The sequence below is a fragment of the Pseudomonas sp. NyZ201 genome (assembly GCF_049860765.1).
GTDB lineage: Bacteria > Pseudomonadota > Gammaproteobacteria > Pseudomonadales > Pseudomonadaceae > Aquipseudomonas > Aquipseudomonas bharatica.
This window is the reverse complement of sequence record NZ_CP187557.1, coordinates 1,924,582-1,945,697: the sequence shown is the minus strand read 5'-3', so window position 1 is coordinate 1,945,697 and position 21,116 is coordinate 1,924,582. Positions and strand designations below refer to the sequence as shown.

17 protein-coding genes are annotated in these 21,116 nt (G+C 63.9%); 11 read left to right on the top strand and 6 right to left on the bottom strand.

Annotated features, from left to right (window positions below; all coding sequences use genetic code 11):
- Positions 1–215 precede the first annotated feature (215 nt).
- Together acnA and ACPFMA_RS08740 are read left to right on the top strand one after the other, a co-directional pair.
- Positions 216–2,903 (top strand): aconitate hydratase AcnA, encoded by a 2,688-nt coding sequence (gene acnA / locus ACPFMA_RS08745; protein ID WP_420059389.1) that lies wholly within the window; start codon positions 216–218, stop codon positions 2,901–2,903.
- A gap of 382 nt (positions 2,904–3,285) precedes the next feature.
- Positions 3,286–4,851, top strand: a complete 1,566-nt coding sequence (locus ACPFMA_RS08740; RefSeq protein ID WP_064303208.1) for a methyl-accepting chemotaxis protein — start codon at positions 3,286–3,288, stop codon at positions 4,849–4,851.
- A 108-nt stretch (positions 4,852–4,959) separates the two neighbouring features.
- On the opposite strand, the gene ACPFMA_RS08735 is transcribed toward ACPFMA_RS08740, so the two are convergent.
- The 4 genes from ACPFMA_RS08735 to ACPFMA_RS08720 form a co-directional block, all read right to left on the bottom strand.
- Positions 4,960–5,844: a pseudouridine synthase gene (locus ACPFMA_RS08735; protein ID WP_425929995.1), complete on the bottom strand. Its 885-nt coding sequence runs from the start codon at positions 5,842–5,844 to the stop codon at positions 4,960–4,962.
- Between the two features lie 50 nt (positions 5,845–5,894).
- Positions 5,895–6,206 (bottom strand): transcriptional regulator, encoded by a 312-nt coding sequence (locus ACPFMA_RS08730; protein ID WP_279899172.1) that lies wholly within the window; start codon positions 6,204–6,206, stop codon positions 5,895–5,897.
- A 94-nt stretch (positions 6,207–6,300) separates the two neighbouring features.
- Positions 6,301–6,732 carry a D-Ala-D-Ala carboxypeptidase family metallohydrolase gene (locus ACPFMA_RS08725; protein ID WP_425929994.1) on the bottom strand — a complete coding sequence of 144 codons (432 nt, stop codon included), beginning with the start codon at positions 6,730–6,732 and terminating at the stop codon, positions 6,301–6,303.
- Between the two features lie 119 nt (positions 6,733–6,851).
- Positions 6,852–7,088 (bottom strand): glutaredoxin family protein, encoded by a 237-nt coding sequence (locus ACPFMA_RS08720; protein WP_009404566.1) that lies wholly within the window; start codon positions 7,086–7,088, stop codon positions 6,852–6,854.
- A 167-nt stretch (positions 7,089–7,255) separates the two neighbouring features.
- Here ACPFMA_RS08720 and ACPFMA_RS08715 point away from each other — a divergent pair, with 167 nt between their 5' ends.
- Positions 7,256–9,214, top strand: coding sequence for a monovalent cation:proton antiporter-2 (CPA2) family protein (locus ACPFMA_RS08715; RefSeq protein ID WP_425929993.1), 1,959 nt, complete (start codon positions 7,256–7,258; stop codon positions 9,212–9,214).
- A gap of 143 nt (positions 9,215–9,357) precedes the next feature.
- Here the strand turns inward: ACPFMA_RS08715 and ACPFMA_RS08710 are convergent, their stop codons facing one another.
- Positions 9,358–10,566, bottom strand: a complete 1,209-nt coding sequence (locus tag ACPFMA_RS08710; protein WP_420059392.1) for an ammonium transporter — start codon at positions 10,564–10,566, stop codon at positions 9,358–9,360.
- A 308-nt stretch (positions 10,567–10,874) separates the two neighbouring features.
- Here ACPFMA_RS08710 and ACPFMA_RS08705 point away from each other — a divergent pair, with 308 nt between their 5' ends.
- The 7 genes from ACPFMA_RS08705 to ACPFMA_RS08675 all read left to right on the top strand — a co-directional run bounded on the left by ACPFMA_RS08705 (position 10,875) and on the right by ACPFMA_RS08675 (position 19,062).
- Complete coding sequence (locus tag ACPFMA_RS08705) at positions 10,875–11,189, top strand: DUF883 family protein (protein WP_009404556.1); 315 nt, start codon at positions 10,875–10,877, stop codon at positions 11,187–11,189.
- Positions 11,190–11,199: 10 nt separating this feature from the next.
- On the top strand, positions 11,200–11,568 hold the full coding sequence (locus ACPFMA_RS08700) for a phage holin family protein (RefSeq protein WP_009404554.1): 369 nt from the start codon (positions 11,200–11,202) through the stop codon (positions 11,566–11,568).
- Complete coding sequence (locus ACPFMA_RS08695) at positions 11,565–11,909, top strand: hypothetical protein (RefSeq protein ID WP_425929992.1); 345 nt, start codon at positions 11,565–11,567, stop codon at positions 11,907–11,909. Before ACPFMA_RS08700 ends, ACPFMA_RS08695 begins: the two co-directional genes overlap by 4 nt.
- A 79-nt stretch (positions 11,910–11,988) precedes the next feature.
- Entirely contained in the window at positions 11,989–13,152 is a 1,164-nt protein-coding gene (locus tag ACPFMA_RS08690; RefSeq protein WP_009404550.1) for an EAL domain-containing protein, read from the top strand.
- Between the two features lie 64 nt (positions 13,153–13,216).
- Positions 13,217–14,548 (top strand): deoxyguanosinetriphosphate triphosphohydrolase, encoded by a 1,332-nt coding sequence (locus ACPFMA_RS08685; RefSeq protein ID WP_009404548.1) that lies wholly within the window; start codon positions 13,217–13,219, stop codon positions 14,546–14,548.
- Between the two features lie 228 nt (positions 14,549–14,776).
- Positions 14,777–15,403, top strand: a complete 627-nt coding sequence (locus tag ACPFMA_RS08680; RefSeq protein ID WP_009404540.1) for a response regulator transcription factor — start codon at positions 14,777–14,779, stop codon at positions 15,401–15,403.
- Positions 15,400–19,062 carry a transporter substrate-binding domain-containing protein gene (locus ACPFMA_RS08675; RefSeq protein ID WP_425929991.1) on the top strand — a complete coding sequence of 1,221 codons (3,663 nt, stop codon included), beginning with the start codon at positions 15,400–15,402 and terminating at the stop codon, positions 19,060–19,062. The genes ACPFMA_RS08680 and ACPFMA_RS08675 overlap by 4 nt, the downstream gene beginning before the upstream one ends.
- A 40-nt stretch (positions 19,063–19,102) precedes the next feature.
- On the opposite strand, the gene ACPFMA_RS08670 is transcribed toward ACPFMA_RS08675, so the two are convergent.
- Positions 19,103–19,444, bottom strand: a complete 342-nt coding sequence (locus ACPFMA_RS08670) for a YggL family protein (RefSeq protein WP_009404533.1) — start codon at positions 19,442–19,444, stop codon at positions 19,103–19,105.
- A 216-nt stretch (positions 19,445–19,660) separates the two neighbouring features.
- Between ACPFMA_RS08670 and dacB the strand changes: the two genes are divergently transcribed.
- The gene (gene dacB / locus ACPFMA_RS08665; RefSeq protein WP_009404531.1) at positions 19,661–21,115 is read left to right on the top strand and encodes a D-alanyl-D-alanine carboxypeptidase/D-alanyl-D-alanine endopeptidase; all 1,455 of its coding nucleotides are present in this window, start codon (positions 19,661–19,663) and stop codon (positions 21,113–21,115) included.
- Position 21,116 lies beyond the last annotated feature (1 nt).

The window sequence follows — 21,116 nt, the reverse complement described above, 5'->3', positions numbered from 1 at the left end:
GGACGGGGACGGCTGCGCCCCGGTGGAAAATCGGCGAATGATAAAGGACTTTCGGAACTGGCGACACGCCCCGCCGGTCCAGTACTTGGTCAGGCGCGCCAAACAGGGCTACCCTGACCGCTTAGCCAGGTCCGTGCCGTGCGGACCCAGAAAGAGGCGGTGCAGCGGCAACAGCAAGGAAGGCAGCCGCTCACCGGCACAGAAGGAGTTGGTCAATGTCCTCGCTCGACAGCCTGAAAACCCTCAAGACCCTGGCCGTAAGCGGCCGCGAATACCACTACTACAGCCTGCCCGAGGCGGCGAAGGCCCTCGGCGACCTGGGCCGGCTGCCGATGTCGCTCAAGGTGCTGCTGGAAAACCTGCTGCGCTGGGAAGACGGCGAAACCGTCACCGGCGCCGACCTCAGGGCCCTGGCCGACTGGCTCAAGGAGCGCAGCTCCGACCGCGAGATCCAGTACCGTCCGGCCCGGGTCCTGATGCAGGACTTCACCGGCGTGCCGGCGGTGGTCGACCTGGCCGCCATGCGCGCCGCCATGGCCCGGGCCGGCGGCGATCCACAGCGGATCAACCCGCTGTCGCCGGTGGACCTGGTGATCGACCACTCGGTGATGGTCGACCGCTACGCCAGCCCCGCCGCCTTCGGCGAAAACGTCGATATCGAAATGCAGCGCAACGGCGAACGCTATGCCTTCCTGCGCTGGGGGCAGAATGCCTTCGACAACTTCCGCGTGGTGCCGCCGGGCACCGGTATCTGCCACCAGGTTAACCTGGAATACCTCGGTCGTACCGTCTGGACCCGCGAGGAAGACGGGCGCACCTACGCCTTCCCTGACACCCTGGTCGGTACCGACTCGCATACCACCATGATCAACGGCCTCGGCGTACTCGGCTGGGGCGTCGGCGGCATCGAGGCCGAGGCCGCCATGCTCGGCCAGCCGGTATCGATGCTGATCCCCGAGGTGATCGGCTTCAAGCTCACCGGCAAGCTGCGCGAAGGCATCACCGCCACCGACCTGGTGCTGACGGTGACGCAGATGCTGCGCAAGAAGGGCGTGGTCGGCAAGTTCGTCGAATTCTATGGCGATGGCCTGGCCACCCTGCCCCTGGCCGACCGCGCCACCTTGGCCAACATGGCCCCGGAATACGGCGCCACCTGCGGCTTCTTCCCGGTGGACGACGTCACCCTCGATTACCTGCGCCTCTCGGGCCGACCGACGGAAACCGTCGAACTGGTCGAAGCCTATTGCAAGGCCCAGGGCCTGTGGCGCGAGCCGGGCCAGGAGCCGCTGTTCAGCGACAGCCTGGCGCTGGACATGGGTGAGGTCCAGGCCAGCCTGGCGGGGCCGAAACGCCCGCAGGACCGCGTCGCCCTGCCCGGCGTGGGCAAGGCCTTCGATGATTTCCTCGGGCTCAACGTGCGCAAGGCCAATGCCGAGGGCAGCGGCGAGATCCGCCTCGGCCTGGACGGCGAGGAACACAACTTGAAGGACGGCGCCGTGGTGATCGCCGCCATTACCTCCTGCACCAACACCTCCAACCCCAGCGTGATGATGGCCGCCGGCCTGCTGGCGAAGAAGGCCGTGGAAAAAGGCCTGCAGCGCAAACCCTGGGTGAAAAGCTCCCTCGCCCCAGGCTCGAAGGTGGTTACCGACTATTACCAGGCAGCGGGCCTGACGCCCTTTCTCGACCAATTGGGTTTCGACCTGGTCGGCTACGGCTGCACTACCTGCATCGGCAACTCCGGTCCGCTGGCCGATCCGATCGAGGCCGCCATCACCAGGGCCGACCTGGTGGTGGCCTCGGTGCTGTCCGGCAACCGCAACTTCGAGGGACGGGTGCACCCGCTGGTCAAGACCAACTGGCTGGCGTCGCCGCCCCTGGTGGTGGCCTACGCCCTGGCCGGCACGGTGCGCATTGACCTGAGCAACGACCCGTTGGGCCACGACGCCAATGGCCAGCCGGTGTACCTGCGGGATATCTGGCCGAGCCAGCAGGAAATTGCCGCGGCGGTGGCCCAGGTGGACACGCGGATGTTCCACAAGGAATACGCCGAGGTATTCGCCGGGGATGAACAGTGGCAAGCCATCGAGGTGCCGCAGGCGGCGACCTATGTCTGGCAGGACGACTCCACCTACATCCAGCATCCGCCGTTCTTCGACGGCATTTCCGGCCCGCCGCCGAAGATCGCGGACGTGCACGGCGCGCGGATCCTCGCCCTGCTCGGTGATTCGGTGACCACCGACCATATCTCCCCCGCCGGCAACATCAAGGCCGACAGTCCGGCCGGGCGCTACCTGCGCGACAAGGGCGTGGAACCGAAGGACTTCAACTCCTACGGTTCGCGGCGTGGCAACCACGAAGTGATGATGCGCGGCACCTTCGCCAACATCCGCATCCGCAACGAAATGCTCGGTGGCGAAGAAGGTGGCAATACCCTGCACGTGCCCACTGGCGAGAAACTGGCGATCTACGATGCGGCTATGCGTTATCGCGACGAAGGCACGCCGCTGGTGGTGATCGCCGGGCAGGAATACGGCACCGGATCGAGCCGCGACTGGGCGGCCAAGGGCACCAACCTGCTGGGCATCAAGGCGGTGCTGGCGGAAAGCTTCGAGCGCATCCACCGCTCGAACCTGGTGGGCATGGGCGTGCTGCCCCTGCAGTTCAGCGCCGGGCAGGATCGCAAGCAACTAGGGCTGACCGGGCGGGAGAAGATCGACATCCTCGGGCTGGATGGGGTGAAGATCGAGCCGCACATGAGCCTGAACCTGCGGATCACCCGGGAGGACGGCAGCGTCGAGGAAATCGCCGTGCTGTGCCGGATCGATACCTTGAATGAGGTGGAGTACTTCAAGGCCGGCGGGATTCTGCATTATGTGTTGCGGCAGATGATCGGGCGGTAATTCACGCTCTTTCGTCATCACATCTCTAGCGTCCTTTCGACGCATACCCTGTGGGAGCGGGTTTACCCGCGATTGCGGTAGTGAAGTCGCCATAGCAATCGCGGCGGTTCGGCGTTCCGATGAACCCGCTCCCACAGGGTCCCTGCAAATCAGAAAATTGCGTAGGTGGTGTTCCGACCCGACCATCATGAACCATCGGTCACCACCTGACTTATGTTGCGAAAATGTGAAAGAATGCGCGCAAATTTCATGAACGTGAAGACTTCGCTTAACCCAGGCGCACCTGGTTTTCATTGAGCGAGATCAACGTAAGTCAAATATTCATTCAATAATTTCGTAGGGCCGCCGATAACCCACGAAAGCCTTGCGGATTGAACAGCTTATGCGCAACAACCAACCGATTACCCAGAGAGAACGGACTTTCCCTGCCCAACAGCGGTTGATTTCGACTACCGATGCCAAGGGTGTCATTACCTATTGCAACGATGCGTTCATCGAGATCAGCGGTTTTTCCCGCGAGGAACTGATGCGCGCACCGCATAACCTGGTGCGCCACCCGGATGTGCCGTCGGCGGTGTTCGCCCACATGTGGACAACCCTCAAGCAGGGCCTGCCATGGATGGGTATCGTCAAGAACCGCTGCAAGTCCGGTGATCATTACTGGGTCAACGCCTACGTCACGCCGATCTTCGAGAACAACCAGGTGGTGGGCTACGAGTCGGTGCGGGTCAAGCCGACCGCCGAGCAGGTTCGCCGCGCCGAAGCCCTGTACAAGCGCATCAACGACGGCAAGTCGGCCATCCCGCGGCGCGACAAGTGGCTGCCGGTGCTGCAGGACTGGCTGCCGTTCATCATGATCAGCCAGATCGGTTTCCTGATCGGCATCTGGCTCGGCCACTCCTGGGGCTTCGCCCTCGCCGCCGCGCTCTCGGTCCCCCTGGGCCTGCTCGGCCTGGGCTGGCAGCAGCGTGGTCTCAAGCGCCTGCTGCGCCTGGCCGAACAGACCACCTCCGACCCGCTGATCGCGCAGATGTACACCGACAGCCGCGGCGTCCAGGCGCGCCTGGAAATGGCCATGCTCAGCCAGGATGCACGCCTGAAGACCTGCCTGACCCGCCTGCAGGACACCGCCGAGCACCTCAATGAGCAGGCTCGTCAGTCCGACGCACTGGCCCACAACAGTTCCTCGGGCCTGGAACGCCAGCGCGTGGAAACCGAGCAGGTCGCCGCTGCCGTCAACCAGATGGCCGCCACCACCCAGGAAGTGGCCAACCATGTGCAACGCGCCGCCGATGCGACCCAGGCCGCCAACCGCCTGACCGATCGCGGGCGCAACATCGCCGGGGAAACCCGCGACGCGATCCAGCGCCTGTCCACCGCCGTCGGCGAAACCGGGCAGACCGTCACCCAGCTCGCTCGCGACAGCGACGAGATCGGTGGCGTAGTCGATGTGATCAAGGGCATTGCCGACCAGACCAACCTGCTGGCCCTCAACGCCGCCATCGAAGCGGCCCGGGCCGGAGAAATGGGCCGTGGCTTCGCCGTAGTGGCCGACGAGGTCCGTCAGTTGGCCCAGCGCACCAGCGAATCCACCGGGCAGATCCATAGCCTGATCGCCAAGCTGCAGCAAACCGCCTCGAATGCGGTGCAGACCATGGAAGCCGGGCATCGCCAGGCCGAAGAAGGCGTGCAACGGGTGATGGAAGCCGACGAAGCGCTGGTGGGCATCAGCGAAGCGGTGGCCAACATCACCGACATGGCAACCCAGATTGCCGCAGCGACCGAGCAGCAGACCTCGGTGGCCGAGGAAATCAGCCGCAACATCAGTACCATCGCGGCGCTGGCCGACCAGACCTCGGAGCAGGCTCAGCACTCGGCGCAGCTCAGTGAGGAACTGACCCATACGGCGACCACGCAGTACTCGCTGGTGGAGCGGTTCAACCGCTGATCGTTGCTGGAAATGCGAAAGGCCCGGAAGTGCTTAGCTTCCGGGCCTTTTTGTTGGGCTTTCGGGCCTCATCGCTGGCAAGCCAGCGATGAGGCCCTCAAGGCCACCTCACCAATCAAGCTTCAAGCGACTCTCGAAATACCGTTCCTGCCCCGTCAAAGGATCCTCGAACCTCAGGCTGCGCGCCAACAGTTTCAACGGCTTTGCATAATCATCCTCGCCCTGAACCACCTCGGGATAGAACGGATCGTTGCAGATCGGCGCCCCCAACGCCGCCATATGCACGCGCAACTGGTGGGTCTTGCCGGTCACCGGCGACAGACCGTAGCGCCACAGGCCACCCTGCTTCTCCAATACCTCGGCATGGGTCTCGCTGTTGCTCGCCCCCGGCACTTCCTGCATGCGGAAAAACGGTTCGCCGTTGGCCATGCGACTCTTGTGCACCAATGGAAAATCCAAGCCGGGCAAGGCCGGTGCGATGGCCTGGTACTGTTTGTCGATGCGTCGGGTCGGGAACAGCTGCTGATACGCCGAGCGGCTTTGCGGATTGGCGGAAAACAGCACCAGCCCGGCGGTATGCCGGTCGATACGGTGCAGCGGCACCAGGTGAGGGTTGTCGAGACGGCGGATCAGGCGGCGCAGCAAGGTCTGCTCGACATACTCGCCGGTCGGAGTTACCGGCAGGAAGTGCGGCTTGTCGGCGACCACCAGATGCTCATCCACATGCAGGATCTCCTCCAGCACCGGAATGGGCTTTTCGTTGGGCACTTCGCGGAAGTAATGGATACGCAGCCCCACCCGGTAGGGATGATCGACCGCGATCGGCTGGCCCTGGGCATCCAGTACCCGTCCGCGAGCGAAACGATCGAGCCAGACCTCGCGCCCGATCGCCTTGAAGTGCTCGCAGAGACAGTCCAGCACGGTGGACCAGTTGCCCGGCGGCAGGCAGACCGTACTGGCCTGCTGGCTGGCCGGATCGAAAACAACGCTCATGGGAAGCCTCGCAAGCTGGGGGCCGGGCATTATCCGGCATGCCTGCAGCTTCAGCCAGCCTCGACCGACGCCGTGTCACAGGCTGCCTTCAACCAGCGCAACACATCGACTGCCTCCCAGCGGCCGGCGTCGTACAAGGCATAGGCCTGGCCGTCGAAGCCCACCACATCCAGCGGCCGGTGAAATCCGGCGCGCTGGAACAGGGCTTCGATCTCGGCGAAGCAGGTGTTGAAGTGAACCTTGCCGAACGGCGTACGGTCGTCGGTGACCAGGCCTTCCAGGCGCAGTTCCGCCACGGCGCCGCGCACCTGGTCGACGGACATGGCATTGACGCTGGCTTTGAGTTGTTCGACGTTGACCATCATGTTTCTCCGGGCATGAAGCTGCCCGCCCCGCATACTGTATTTATGTACAGCATAGGAGGCGAGCGGGTTGAACGTCAATCGACGTAACGAATCATTGCAAGCCCGGCAGGTAGCCGGTGCCCTTGCGAATGGTCAGCACCTGGCGGCGGTGCTTGTGTTCGGCCAGGCCCAGATGGACCCAGCCGTCGAATTCCAGGATCAACTGGTCGAAGTCCAGTTTGCTGTCCATGATGCGCCGGGCCAGCTCGCGGGGCGAAAGGCTGACGGCCATGATGTCGGCTGCCAGCCCGCGGATATGGGCGCTGGACCCCGAACCGCCGATCTGCCGGTTCAAGGCTTCGCTGCGATAGCCGCTGGTGACCAGGACCGGCTGGCCGATCAAGCTGCGTACCGACTCGAGGGTCTGGCACAGCCGGACCAGATTGGCGATGACCTGGCTGTCGGGATTATTGTCGAGCCCCGTCCGGTTGGCGACCTGCGAGGCCGTCATTTCGGCGAGGGTGAAATGGGGGGTGAGGAACATGCATGCCACTCCTTGGCTGAAAAATCCGCAGCGGCCACCACGGCCGGTGCCAGCGGATTCTCCAACCGCCGCGATGACGATTGCATGCGTCCTTGTGCATCAAAATGTGAAACGGTGACCTACCCGAGGAAAGCCACCACCTGGTCGACGTCGAACGGCCAGTCCAGTTCCGCACCGGTGTCGCAGCGACGCAACACCGGGATGCGCAGACCGTAACGCTCGAACAGCAACTGATCGTCGGCGATATCCACCAGTTCCACCAGCAGGCCGTGCTCCACCAGCGGCATGAGCAGCGCTTCGGCCACTTCGCACAGGTGACAACCCAGGGTGCCGAACAATTGGCATTCAGGAAGCATTGAAAATTACCGATACAAAATGAACGGAAGGTTCATTCTAGGGGGCACCCCCGGGTCCGTCGAGGCAGGCATGCGCGCAACGCGACGACCTGACCGGGGTCAAGGGGCCTGGCTTGGGTTTGCCGTACGCTGGACGTTTTTTGCCGTTTTTACAGGGAGTATGTGGTGTGTTCGCAAATCTGCTGATCATCCTGGCGTCATCGCTGGTCGTCATCGCGGTGTTCAGGCGCCTGCAGTTGCCGCCGGTACTCGGCTATCTGTGCGTCGGACTGTTCGTCGGCCCTACGGCGCTGGACTGGGTCAACGAAAGCGAGGAACTGCCAGACCTGGCGGAAATGGGCGTGGTCTTCCTGCTGTTTTCCCTCGGCCTGGAATTCTCCCTGTCGAAGATGCTGGCCTTGCGCAAGGTGGTGTTCGGCCTGGGCAGCCTGCAGGTGGTGTTCTGCGGCCTGGCCCTGGCCGGCGCCCTGTCGCTGCTGGGCATGCCGAGCACGGCAGCCTTGCTGCTCGGTGGCGGCCTGGCCTTGTCGTCCACGGCCATCGTGTCCAAGGAGTTGACCAGCCTGGGCGAGATCTTCAGCACTCACGGGCAGAACGCCATTGGCGTGCTGCTGTTCCAGGATGTGGTGGCGGTATTGCTGCTGACCCTGGTCCCGGTGTTCGCCGGTGAATCCAGTCAGGCCTGGTACTGGGCCCTGCCGCTGACCCTGGGCAAGACCGTGATCCTGTTCGTCGGCCTGCTGCTGGCCAGCCGCTGGCTGCTGCCGAGGCTGTTCCATGAAGTCGCCAGTTCCCATTCGGCCGAACTGTTCGTCCTGCTGGCCCTGGTGATCGTATTGCTCACCGCCTGGCTGACCCACCTGCTCGGCCTGTCGCCGGCCCTGGGCGCCTTCCTCGCCGGCATGCTGCTGGGCGAAAGCAATTACCGCCATCAGATCGAGGCGGACATCCGCCCGTTCCGCGACATCCTGCTGGGCCTGTTCTTCGTCAGCATCGGCATGCTTATCGACCTGCACCTGTTCGCCAGCCATGGCCTGGAAATCCTTGCCCTGACCCTCGGCCTGCTTTTGCTCAAGGGCCTGGTGGTGGCGGCGCTGGTGCGGGTGCGCGGCAGCGATGCGGAAACCGCCTGGCGCAGCGGCCTGGCATTGGCCCAGGGCGGCGAGTTCTGCTTTGCCCTGATGGCGCAGATGCAGCAAAGCAACCTGCTCCCCGCCGAACTGGGCCAATTGCTGCTGGCGGCGACCTTCTGCTCGATGCTGGTCACGCCCCTGCTCCTGCGCGCCGCACCGGCCGTGGCCCTGCGCCTGCACCGCAAACCCAACGAAGAAGTCCACCTGGAAGAAATCGAAGCGCAGAGTGCCGATATCAAGGGGCACGTGATCATCTGTGGCTATGGTCGGGTCGGCCAGTCCATAGGCCGTTTCCTGCGCCGCGAACAGTTGCCCTTCATCGCCCTGGACGATGATCCGGTGCGGGTGCAGGAGGCGGCGGCCGGCGAGAGCTGCGTGCACTATGGCGATTCGCGGCGTGGCGAGTTGCTCGAAGCCATCGGCCTGGAGCGTTCCCGGCTGCTGGTGGTGGCCGTGGACAATACCGACGTGGCCATGCAGGTACTCAAGGCCGCACGCCAGCGCAACGCGCAGATTCCTATCCTGGTGCGCACCCGCGACGACAGCCTGCGCGATGAACTGCGCGCCGCCGGGGCCAGCGCCGTGGTCCCCGAGGTGCTGGAGTCCAGCGTGATGCTGGCGTCCCATGCCCTGGTGATGCTCGGCGTTCCCGAGGACCGGGTGCGCAAGACCGTCGAGGAAGTGCGCCAGAGCCGCTACCGCCTGTTGCAAGGTTTCTACCAGGGCGCGCAGACCGACCTGGTGGACAGCGAAGGCCAGCCCAAGGTGCTGATGCATGCAGTGCAATTGCCTTCCAGCGCCTATGCCTGCGGGCGGCGCCTGGATGACCTGGCGCTGGAGCAACTGGGCGTGGAAGTGCAGGCGGTGCAGCGTAACGGCAGCGAACTGGCCCTGAACACCGGGACGTTCCTGCATGCCGGGGATTCGATACTGGTGTGTGGGCCGCTGAGTGCGATCAAGACCAGCGAGGCGCGCCTGCTGGCCGGCCGCTGAGGTTTTGTGATGTCTTCAAGGCAGAATCGCCGGCAACGCCGGCTCCCACAAGGTATCTGGCCAGCCGCAGAATCGGTGGCCGGCACGGATACTGTGGGAGCCGGCGTTGCCGGCGATGCGCCGCGCAGAGCGGCGCCCATACCTCAGTCCTGGCTGGTGGCACCGATCTTGTGGATCGACAGGTCGGCGCCGTAGTACTCCTGCTCCTGGCTCAGGCGCAGGCCATGCACGCGCTTGATCAGACCGTAGACGATGAAACCACCGGCAAGCGCCACCAACACGCCGGCGGCACTGCCGATCAACTGGCTGACGAAGCTCACCCCGCCCAGCCCGCCGAACACCTGCTGCCCGAAGATCCCGCAGGCAATCCCGCCCCATACCCCGCACAGGCCGTGCAATGGCCAAACACCCAGCACGTCGTCGATCTTCCAGCGGTTCTGGGTCGCAGTGAAGCACCAGACGAACAAGGCACCCGCCACCGCCCCGGTGACCAGCGCTCCCACCGGATGCATCAGGTCGGAACCGGCGCAGATCGCCACCAGGCCGGCCAGCGGTCCGTTATGCAGGAAGCCAGGGTCATTGCGCCCCACCAGCAGCGCGGCGACGGTGCCGCCGACCATCGCCATCAACGAGTTGACCGCCACCAGGCCGCTGACCGCCGTCAGGGTCTGGGCGCTCATCACGTTGAAGCCGAACCAGCCGACGATCAGGATCCACGAACCCAACGCCAGGAACGGAATGTTCGACGGCGCGAAGGCGACCAGGCGCCCTTCGCGGTAGCGGCCGTTGCGCGGGCCCAGCAGCAGCACCGCCGCCAGCGCCAACCAACCGCCCATGGCGTGCACCACCACGGAGCCGGCGAAGTCATGGAACGGCGCGCCAAAGGCCGCGGTCAACCAGGCCTGCACCCCAAGGTTGCCGTTCCAGACGATGCCCTCGAAGAACGGATAGACGAACGCTACGATCAGCAAAGTTGCGCACAATTGCGGGGCAAAGCGTGCCCGCTCGGCGATACCTCCGGAGATGATCGCCGGGATGGCCGCCGCGAAGGTGAGCAGGAAGAAGAACTTCACCAGGCCATAGCCATGCTCTGCACCGAGGGTCGCTGCCGGGTGCAGGAAATGCGTGCCATAGGACAGCCAGTAGCCGATGAAGAAGTACGCCAGGGTCGAGACGGCGAAGTCGCTGAGAATCTTCGACAGTGCGTTGACCTGGTTCTTGTGGCGTACGGTGCCGACTTCAAGAAAGGCGAAACCGGCATGCATGGCCAGCACCATGACTGCGCCGAGAAGGATGAACAGGGTATTGGAGCCCTGGACCAGGGAGTCCACTGCGCTTTGCAAATTTTCCATGAAGACGGCAGGCCTGCAAAAAGAAAAAAGCACCAAAGCAGTTCGAGAGACATCCATGACGCACCAGACTGGATCAGTCGGACGCCCATCCGTGGGTGAAAAAACCCGAGCGAGGTGATTTTTCCGGGGTTGGCTTGAATTGGGTTATGGTTGAACAGCAGGCCAGACGGCTCGACGCCCGGAAAAGGCGCAAGCCGCAGGCCAAACGCACCACTGCGTAGCAATTGCTGTACCAGCGACGTCTGACTGAACCTTCAGCAACGCCCTGCACTCGAAATTCCGATTGCCAACCTTTCATGGAGAACCGTATGGCCAGCAAACAGGCACAAACCGCCCAGGAAATCCTCATGTCGGATTTCCAGACCCTGGTGCGCGACACCGAGAAACTCCTTGAACATACCGCCACCCTCGCCGGGGACCAGGCCGACGAGCTGCGCGCGCAGATCCACGACAGCCTGCTGCGTGCCCGGGAAACCCTGCAGCAGACCAACCAGGATCTACGCGAGCGCGGCCAGGCGGCGCTGACCAGCACCGAGGACTACGTGCAGAACAATCCATGGCAATCCATCGGCATCGCTGCAGGAGTGGGCTTCCTGATCGGTCTGCTGGCCAGTCGGCGCTGAGGGCCTGGCCATGGAAAACCAATCCCCCGGCTCGTCGTCGCGGCGCCTCGGCGCGGCGATCCTCGGGCTGCTGCACGGTCATGTCGAGCTGTTCGGCATCGAACTGCAGGAACAGAAGGCCCGCACCCTCAACCTCCTGCTCTTCGCAGGCCTGGCCCTGGTCTTCGCCCTGCTCCTGCTGACCGCGCTGTCGGCGCTGCTGCTGGTGCTGCTGTGGGACAGCTATCGCCTGGCCGGGATCATCGGCCTGTGCGTGTTCTACGGCATCGCCGCGCTGTTCTGCGCCGTACGCCTGAAAACCGCGGTACATGACGAGCTGTCGCCGTTCCGCGGCACCCTCGAAGAACTTGCCAAGGACCGGGAGCGCCTGTTGCCATGAGCCTGCCTGAACTGCCCAAGACCTCCGATCGCCGGGAACTGCGCAAGGCCATGGTGCGCCTGCGCATGGAGATGCATCGCCAGGAAATCCGCAACGAAGCCGGTAATGTCCTGCAACCCCTGACCCGCCTACGCAGCATGGGTGACAGCCTGCACAGCGGCCTGCAGGGCGGCCTTGGCATCAAGCATGCGCCGCTGTGGGGCATCGGTGCCGTGGTCTTGCTGGGGTTCATCACCGGCAAGGGCGCGCGCAGCGGCAACCTGTCGCGCATGACCAGGCTGGCCAGTGGCCTGCTGCCCTTGATTCGCCTGTTCATGCAGCAGCCGCCGAATCGTCGTTAACGGAACTGGCGGCATTCTTGCAGAACGTTGACCGGGCGGTCCGCCGCCCTTCCGCGTCCAAGAACAACAAGGAGTCGCCGTGTCCGACGAGCAACCGCTCGCCTGTTTCCAGCCGTTCATCGACACCGCCACAGGGCGTATCGCTGGCGTCGAAGCCCTGGGGCGCCTGCGCCGCAGCGACGGCCAGTTGCGCTCGGTAGGGCCGCTGTTCAACGATCCGCACATGCCCTCCGCCGACTTGTTGAAACTCGACCGGACCCTGCGGGAACAGGCGTTCAGACAATTCCACCAGGCTCCGGGAGACTGGTTTCTCAGCCTCAACATCTCGCCGCGCTGGGTCAGCGAACTGCAACCTGGCGAGCCGCTGCCAAGCCTCGTCCAGTTGCAGCAGCAAGGCATCGATCCGCGCCGGGTCGTGTTCGAGATCACCGAGACCGGCGGCGACCGCGAACGCCTGGCGATGGTCGTGCAGCGCTACCGGGAGGCCGGTGCGCGGGTCGCCATCGACGATTTCGGTGCCGGCTATTCGCAACTGGACCGCGTGCTCTCGCTGCAACCGGATATCCTCAAGCTCGACATGCGCCTGTTCCAGGCGGCGGCCCGGGGCGGCCCCAGCAGCGAAGTGGTCAAGGCCCTGGCGCAGATGGCCGAGAAAACCGGCTGCGTGATCATCGCCGAAGGGGTAGAGACCGAGGCCGAGCTGAACTTCGCCCTGGAATGCGGTGCGCGCTACCTGCAAGGTTTTCTCTTCGCGGGCGCCGAACCTGGCTTCTTCCCCGCGCAGACCTTCGCCGGGCGCTTCGCCCAGCTACGCGAGCAATACGTGCATGGCAAGCTGGCAGAGCGCGCGCGGCTGATGCAACGGCGCCAGCAGCTGGTGGAACTGATGCCGCAATTGCAGCAGTGGGTCCTGGCCAATGCCGCCCTGGAAAAGCTGCCCGACCTCAAGGCCTACCCCTGGCTGCTGCGGTTCTTCCTTTGCGACCGCCACGGCACCCAGTTGACGCCGAACCTGGAATGGCGCCAGGACAGCTGGCACATCGACTCCAGCTACCTGGGGCACAACTGGTCGTGGCGGCCGTATTTCTACCACTTGCTGGCAGAGGGTTGGGACGAGCGCCGGCTGATCCTGTCCAACACCTATCGCGATGCCACGACCAACCAGTACTGCCTGACCGCCGGGCAGTTCTTCGACAGCGGACGCCGCCTGTTACTGATCGACGTGGACGCCGCCGGACTTTGAGCTTGCGGCGCGGCCCTGGAACACGGGAAGCTAGGCCCCTGCCCCCTGTTATGGAGATCCGGCCTTGGACTGGCACACCCTGCTTACCCGCGAACGCCTCGGCAAAACCCTGCACAGCTCCGAGGAACTGGGCCGCAGCCCGTTCCACAAGGATCACGACCGCATCATCTTCTCGGGTGCCTTCCGCCGCCTCGGGCGCAAGACCCAGGTCCACCCGGTCACCAGCAACGACCATATCCACACCCGCCTGACCCACTCGCTGGAAGTCAGTTGCGTGGGCCGCTCGCTGGGCATGCGCGTTGGCGAAACCTTGCGCGAGGTCCTGCCCGACTGGTGCGAGCCCAGCGACCTGGGCATGGTGGTGCAATCGGCCTGCCTGGCGCATGACATCGGCAACCCGCCCTTCGGCCACTCGGGTGAGGACGCCATCCGCCACTGGTTCCAGCAGGCTGCCGGGCGCGGCTGGCTCGATGCGATGAGCCCCACCGAGCGCGCCGACTTCCTCAACTTCGAAGGCAATGCCCAGGGTTTCCGGGTGCTGACCCAACTGGAATATCACCAGTTCGACGGCGGCACCCGGCTGACCTACGCCACCCTTGGCACCTACCTGAAATATCCCTGGACCGCACGCCACGCCGACGCCCTTGGCTACAAGAAGCACAAGTTCGGCTGCTACCAGAGCGAGCTGCCGCTGCTAGAACAGATCGCCCGCAAGCTCGGCCTGCCACAACTGGAAGACCAGCGCTGGGCCCGCCATCCACTGGTGTACCTGATGGAAGCGGCGGATGACATCTGCTACGCCCTGATCGATCTGGAAGACGGTCTGGAGATGGAACTGCTGGATTACCAGGAAGTGGAAGCACTGCTGCTTGGCCTGGTCGGCGACGACCTTCCGCAAACCTACCGCCAGCTCGGCCCGCAGGACTCGCGGCGGCGCAAGCTGGCGATCCTTCGCGGCAAGGCCATCGAACACCTGACCAATGCCGCCGCGCGGGCCTTCGTCGAACAGCAGGACGCCTTGCTGGCCGGTACCCTGCAGGGCGACCTGGTGGAACATATGGATGGCCCGGCCAAGCGCTGCGTGCTCCAGGCCAAGGACATCGCGCGCAAGAAAATCTTCCAGGACAAACGCAAGACGCTCCATGAAATCGGCGCCTACACCACCCTGGAGATTCTCCTCAACGCCTTCTGTGGCGCGGCCCTGGAGCAGCATGGCGGGCGCACGCCGTCGTTCAAGCACCGACGCATCCTTGATCTGCTCGGTAACAACGCGCCGGACCCGAACGGCTCCCTGCATGCAGCGTTCCTGCGCATGATCGACTTCATTGCCGGAATGACCGACAGCTACGCGACCGAGATGGCGCGGGAAATGACCGGGCGTTCAAGCCCGATCTAAATGACAACGGGGTCCTCTGCGAAGGACCCCGTTGTATAACGGCAATATGGCTCTTTGCCTCTATTTTCCGACATGAAAATGGAAACTTCCCAAACAACTTTGTAGCCATTAAGAGAATACAAAGTAGGAAAATTCCTATATTAAAGCCGACCCTCACTCATTTTATGTGCAGGCTTCTCATCTGGGCTATGGTGCCGCTTCAATAAGCATTCCTTTGGAAGATTGAGCATGCACTCTGTTTTTATTGTCGATGACCATCCTGTCATTCGCCTGGCCCTGCGAATGCTGCTGGAGAACGAAGGCTACCGGATCGCCGGCGAGTCCGATAACGGGGTCGACGCCATGCAGATGGTCCGCGAAAGCCCGCCCGACCTGGTCATCCTCGATATCGGCATTCCCCGCCTGGACGGCCTGGAAGTGCTGTCGCGCTTCAATACCATGTCGCTGTCGCTGAAGATCCTGGTGCTCACCGCACAATCGCCGGCACTGTTCGCCATCCGCTGCATGCTCTCCGGCGCCTGCGGCTATGTGTGCAAACAGGAAGACCTGAGCGAACTGCTAAGTGCCATTCGCGCGGTACTTTCCGGCTATAACTATTTTCCCAGCCAGGCCATCAGCCCGTTGCGCCAGCAGATTGAAACCCCCGAGGAAATAGAACGCTTCAAATCGGTCAATGACCGCGAGTTGATGGTCCTGCAACTTTTCGCCCAGGGCCGAAGCAACAAGGAAATCGCCGAAGGCATGTTCCTGAGCAACAAGACGGTGAGTACCTACAAGAAACGCCTGATGCAAAAACTCAAGGCGCGCTCGCTGGTGGAACTTATCGAAATGGCCAAACGCAACGAACTGGTATGAATGCACGCATGCTTGGCAAGGCGCTCCTGCTCGGCCTGCTGCTCGGGCTCTGCCTCGAACGCGCGCAGGCGACTACACCGCCGGACGACACGCTCAAACTCTTCAGCCGCAGCGCCCAGGTGCCCTTGCGGATCGCCCTGACGCCTGCCCAGCAGGCCTGGCTGCATAACCGGCACGAGCTGGTACTGGGCGTCTCGGCGCCGGACTACCCGCCGTTCGACATGACCGCCAGCGGCCGCGACTATGAAGGGGTCACCGCCGACTACGCCGGCCTGCTCGGCGCAACCCTCGGGCTGCCGGTGAGGATCAAGCGCTTCGCCAGCCGCGACCTGGCACTCCAGGCCCTGCTCGCAGGCCGGATCGACCTGCTCGGCAGCGCCAACAGCTACGATCTCGCCGTGCCGGGCGTCGCCCTGTCCCAGCCCTACGCCGAAGACCAGCCGGTTCTGGTGACCCGGGAAAACGAGACCCGGCCGCTGGACACCGGCCTGAAGAACCTGCGCCTGAGCATGATCGAGCATTACCTGCCGCTGGCCGACGTGCGCGCCACCTACCCCTACGCCAGCATCCGCACCTACAGCTCGTACCATAACGCGCTCAATGCAGTCGCCTTCGACCAGGCCGACGTGTTCCTCGGCGACACCCTGTCGACCCACTACCTGCTCAACCAGAGTCACCTGCGCAACCTCAAGATGGCCAATTTCGCCAAGCACGAAGCCACCGGCTTCGGCTTTGCCGTGCAACAGGGCAACCAGGTGCTGCTGACCTTGATCAACAAGATCCTCGAAGCCGTGACCAGCACCACCCGCGCCAGTATCTTCCAGCGCTGGAGCGCCGGCAGCAGCATCCTGCTCACCGACCGCAAGCTGCAATTGTCACCCAGCGAAGAACAGTGGCTGGCGAAGAATCCGGTGGTACGGGTCACGGTGGACGAGCATGCCGCGCCCCTGACCTTCTTCGACCGCTCCGGCAACCTGCGGGGGATCGCCGCCGATCTGCTGGAACTCATCCGCCTGCGCACCGGCCTGCATTTCGAAATCACGCGCAGCAATGGCATCAGCGACATGATCGACCAGGTGCAGCATGGCCACGCCGAATTGATCGCAGCCATTTCCAGCAGCCCGGAACGGGAAGCGGCGCTGCATATCAGCCGTCCGTACCTGGAGAACTCCTATGTCCTGGTGACCCGCGAAGGCAAGGACGCCCCCGGCTCCCTGGAGGAACTGCAAGGTCGGCGCCTGGCCGTGAGCCGCGGCAACCTGCTCAACGAAGGCATCCGCCAACGCTACCCGGACATCCAGCTGGTCTCCACCGAAGACACCGCTGCGGCCGCCAGCATGCTGCGCAATCGCCAGGTGGATGGCATGGTCATGGCCCTGATCAACGCCAACTTCAACCTCACCACCCAGCGCCATCTGGTGATACGCGCCACCGTCAGCGACATACCGGCGACCTTCTCCCTGGCCACTTCACGCAACAACCCCGAGCTGGCATCGATCCTCGACAAGGCCCTGACCAGCATCGTTCCCGAGGAAATGGGCATCATCAATGGCCGTTGGCGTGGCTACAGCGGCGGCTCCTACTCGTACTGGCAAAGCCATCAGCAGAGCATTCTCAAGATCATTCTCGGCACCGTGGTCCTGTTGCTGCTGTCACTGGCCTGGAATGCCTGGATGCGCCGCCAGATCAAGCAGCGCGAGGCCGCCGAGCGAGCGCTCAACGACCAGCTCGAATTCATGCGGGCCATGGTCAACGGTACCCCCCATCCCATCTATGTGCGCGATCGCCACGGCCTGCTGCAGACCTGCAACGACAGTTACCTGCAGGCCCTCGGCGTGGAACTGGACGCCGTGCTCGGCAAGTCGATCCACGACGCGCCCCTGGGCGTCACCGAGGATGCGCGCAAGATCCAGGCCGATTACCTGCGGGTGATGAACGAGGGCAGGCCGTTGATCGTCGATCGTCCGCTGATGCTCAAGGACACCGAGCAGACCATCTACCATTGGGTGCTGCCCTACCGTGACTCCTTGGGCGAGGTGAAGGGCATCATCGGCGGCTGGCTGGACATCAGCGAACGCCGCCAGCTGATCCACGACCTGCGCCTGGCCAAGGAACAGGCCGACGCGGCCAACCGTGCGAAAAGCGTGTTCCTGGCAACCATGAGCCATGAAATCCGCACGCCGATGAACGCCCTGATCGGCATGCTGGAACTGGCCCTCAAGCGCACCGGCGATCCGCAAAGGGAGCATGCCGCGATCGAGGTCGCCTACCGCTCCGCCCGCGACCTGCTGGCGCTCATCGGCGATATCCTCGATATCGCGCGCATCGAGTCGGGTCATCTCAATCTCAGCCCGGAGCGGGCCAACCCGGCGCACCTGGTACAGTCAGTGGGCGAAGTATTCGACGGCATGGCGCGGGAAAAAGGCCTGGAGCTGAAGCTGACCATCTCGCGCAGCGCCAACCGCGACGTATTGCTCGATCCGCTGCGGGTCAGGCAGATCCTCTCCAACCTGGTCAGCAACGCCATCAAGTTCACCACTTGGGGCCAGGTCAGGATCGACCTCGTCCTGTCCAGTCTGCCCGAGGGCGGCGACAATGGGCGGCACGACCTGCAATTGGAACTGTCGGTGTGCGATACCGGCGTCGGTATCTCGGCGGAAGACCAGCAGCGCCTGTTCCAGCCCTTCGTCCAGGTCGAGCCGGACAGCGCCCAGGCACGCAGCGGTACTGGCCTGGGCCTGGTGATCAGCCGCAGCCTGTGCGAAATGATGGGCGGCAGGCTGAGCCTGTTCAGCAAACCCGGCGAGGGCACCGAGATCCGTGTCACCCTGCCCCTGCGCAGCCTGCCGGAAAGCGCCGAAGCGCAACCCGGCGAAGCAGCGCCGCCCATGCCCAGCGCCAGCCTCAGGGTCATGGTGGTGGACGACCATCCTGCCAATCTGCAACTGGTGGCCCAGCAACTGGAATTCCTCGGCGTGCACTACCGCTGCCTGGACAACGGCGAAGAGGCCCTGGCGCTCTGGCGCGAAGCTCGCTTCGATGTGTTGATCGTCGATTGCAACATGCCCGGCATGAACGGCTATGAGTTCACCCGGGCCGTACGCGAGGAAGAAAAACGTCGGCAACGCCCCGCCTGCATCATCCTCGGCTACACCGCCAACGCCCAGCCGGAAGTCCGCGAACACTGCCTGCAGGCCGGCATGGACGATTGCCTGCTCAAGCCCATCGGCTTGCACACCCTGGGTCAACGCCTGGCCGGCGTAACCTTGCACAAGGCGCCGGCCTTGATCGACCTGACCGGCCTGCAACCGATCATCGGCGATTGTCCGCAGGAACTGCGGCGCCTGCTGGAGACCCTGCTGCGCAGCAGCCCCGATGACCAGCAGCGGCTCATCGCCACCGACACCCACGGCGACCCGCAACAACTGAAAAGCGTCGCGCACCAGATTCTCGGAGTGGCGCGCATCGTCCAGGCCGAGGAATTGATCCTGGCCTGTGAAAAACTCGAGGAAGTCTGTGCACGCTATGCCCCCGAGCCGGTGCTCAGGCGCCGCAAGCGGCAGGTGCTGCGGCAGATGCGCAGGGTCGACCAGACACTGCGCCAGACCCTGGGGAATCTGCCGGGGCCAGCGAACGCTGGCGGGGAAGACAAGAGCTGAAAAGCAGCGCGGCAGCCCATGGGCTGCCGCGCTACGTTCATCAGGCCTTGTTGATCGGCTTTTCCGGGTACCAGGCGTCGACCAGCGGGCCGACCTCGATGCTGGTCAGTTCGCTGCGGCCCTTCAGCCAGGCTTCGACGGCAGCGCGCTGCTCTTCGCTGACCGAGCCACGCTTGGCCAGGCAGACCAGGCCGAAATCGTCACCGCCAACATAGTCCAGGCCGTTGGCATCCATGGCTTCGGCCAGGAATGCATCGAGGAAGGCGTCGATGGCTTCATCGCTCAGGTCTTCCTTGAAGCCCAGGTTCAGCTCGAAACCCAGTTCCTGGAATTCGTCTACACAGAGCTTTTTGCGCAGACGGCGGGAACGGTTGGTAGCCATGAAACAATCCTCTTGAGTAATAACGCCGCGCACTTTACCAGTTTCGCCTTCCTTATGCCCGGGAAAACCCGACAAAACCGCAGCAGGCATGCGTATCGCAACGCACACCGGCACAGGCTTGGGGCATAATGCGCGCTATCATTTTTGCCAGTCGGGGCCATCATCTTGTAAAGCCCCGTTTCAATTCACCCTTCTGCGTGCAGGGTTCCAGTGCTTATGACCCCATCCCTTCGTTCGCTGTTGTTCGCCGGCCTGCTTCTGCCCTTCGCCTTGCCGGCATCCGCCGCACCCGCCAATTCCAGCCTGCCGCCCAAGGTGCAGCAGGCGCTCAAGGCCAACAAGCTCGACGATTCCGCCCTGTCCCTGGTGATGATCCCGCTCAACGGCCCGGGCACCCCGACCATTTTCAATGCCGACGTCTCGGTCAACCCGGCCTCGACCATGAAGCTGGTCACTACCTACGCCGCCCTGGAAATGCTCGGCCCTACCTACCAATGGAAAACCGAGTTCTATGCCGACGGGCCGCTGAGCAACGGCGTGCTCAACGGCAACCTGTACCTCAAGGGCGGCGGCGACCCCAAGCTGAACATGGAAAAACTCTGGTTGCTGATGCGCGACCTGCGGGCCAACGGCGTGCAGACCATCACCGGCGACCTGGTCCTCGACCGCAGCCATTTCATCCAGCCGCAACTGCCGCAGTTCAACGATGACGGTGGCGACGAGAACAAGCCGTTCCTGGTCAAGCCCGACTCGCTGCTGGTCAACCTCAAGGCGCTGCGCTTCGTTGCCCGCAATGACGGTGGCCGGGTCCTGGTTTCGGTGGAGCCGCCGATCGCCAGCATCCGCATCGACAACCAGGTCAAGGCCGTGGCCGGCAAGCAATGCACGGGCGATGTGCGCTACAACCCGGTGCAACAGGCCGACGGCGTCAGCGTGACCGTAACCGGCCAGCTCGCCGAAGGGTGCAACTCGCAGACCTACCTGTCGCTGCTCGACCACCCGACCTACGCCGCCGGCGCGGTGCGGGCGATCTGGAGCGAGCTGGGCGGTACCATCCAGGGCCGCAACCGGGTCGAGGAAGTGCCAAAGAACGCGCGCCTGCTGGCTCGCGCCTTCTCGCCGGACCTCGTAGAGATCATCCGCGACATCAACAAGTACAGTAACAACACCATGGCCCAGCAACTGTTCCTCAGCCTTGGCGCGCGCTACCGCACCGATGCCGACGGTGACGACGCCCGCGCCGCGCAGCGGGTGGTGCGGCAATGGATGGCGAAGAAAGGCATCATCGCCTCGCACCTGGTGATGGAGAACGGCTCCGGGCTGTCCCGTGCCGAGCGGGTCAGTGCACGGGAAATGGCGACCATGTTGCAGGCCGCCTGGAAGAGCCCGTACGCCGCCGAGTTCATCAGCTCGCTGCCGTTGACCGGCATGGACGGCACCATGCGCAAGCGTCTGAAGCGCACGGCGATGGCCGGGGAAGCGCATATCAAGACCGGCACCCTGAACACCGTACGGGCGATCGCCGGGTTCAGCCGTGACAGCAACGGCACCACCTGGGCGGTCACGGCGATCCTGAACGACCCACGCCCCTGGGGGGCTTCGGCGGTGCTGGACCAGGTATTGCTGGAGCTGTACAAGCAGCCGAAGGCGGCACTGGCAAGCCAGCCCTGAG

What these genes read in the sequence shown, in the direction of transcription:
- ACPFMA_RS08730 (WP_279899172.1), bottom strand. Translation starts at nt 6,206, where the DNA reads ATGGTCAACGTCGAACAACTCAAAGCCAGCGTCAATGCCATGTCCGTC.
- acnA (WP_420059389.1), top strand. Translation starts at nt 216, where the DNA reads ATGTCCTCGCTCGACAGCCTGAAAACCCTCAAGACCCTGGCCGTAAGC.
- ACPFMA_RS08700 (WP_009404554.1), top strand. Translation starts at nt 11,200, where the DNA reads ATGGAAAACCAATCCCCCGGCTCGTCGTCGCGGCGCCTCGGCGCGGCG.
- ACPFMA_RS08670 (WP_009404533.1), bottom strand. Translation starts at nt 19,444, where the DNA reads ATGGCTACCAACCGTTCCCGCCGTCTGCGCAAAAAGCTCTGTGTAGAC.
- ACPFMA_RS08725 (WP_425929994.1), bottom strand. Translation starts at nt 6,732, where the DNA reads ATGTTCCTCACCCCCCATTTCACCCTCGCCGAAATGACGGCCTCGCAG.
- ACPFMA_RS08740 (WP_064303208.1), top strand. Translation starts at nt 3,286, where the DNA reads ATGCGCAACAACCAACCGATTACCCAGAGAGAACGGACTTTCCCTGCC.
- dacB (WP_009404531.1), top strand. Translation starts at nt 19,661, where the DNA reads ATGACCCCATCCCTTCGTTCGCTGTTGTTCGCCGGCCTGCTTCTGCCC.
- ACPFMA_RS08695 (WP_425929992.1), top strand. Translation starts at nt 11,565, where the DNA reads ATGAGCCTGCCTGAACTGCCCAAGACCTCCGATCGCCGGGAACTGCGC.
- ACPFMA_RS08720 (WP_009404566.1), bottom strand. Translation starts at nt 7,088, where the DNA reads ATGCTTCCTGAATGCCAATTGTTCGGCACCCTGGGTTGTCACCTGTGC.
- ACPFMA_RS08680 (WP_009404540.1), top strand. Translation starts at nt 14,777, where the DNA reads ATGCACTCTGTTTTTATTGTCGATGACCATCCTGTCATTCGCCTGGCC.
- ACPFMA_RS08710 (WP_420059392.1), bottom strand. Translation starts at nt 10,566, where the DNA reads ATGGAAAATTTGCAAAGCGCAGTGGACTCCCTGGTCCAGGGCTCCAAT.
- ACPFMA_RS08675 (WP_425929991.1), top strand. Translation starts at nt 15,400, where the DNA reads ATGAATGCACGCATGCTTGGCAAGGCGCTCCTGCTCGGCCTGCTGCTC.
- ACPFMA_RS08735 (WP_425929995.1), bottom strand. Translation starts at nt 5,844, where the DNA reads ATGAGCGTTGTTTTCGATCCGGCCAGCCAGCAGGCCAGTACGGTCTGC.
- ACPFMA_RS08705 (WP_009404556.1), top strand. Translation starts at nt 10,875, where the DNA reads ATGGCCAGCAAACAGGCACAAACCGCCCAGGAAATCCTCATGTCGGAT.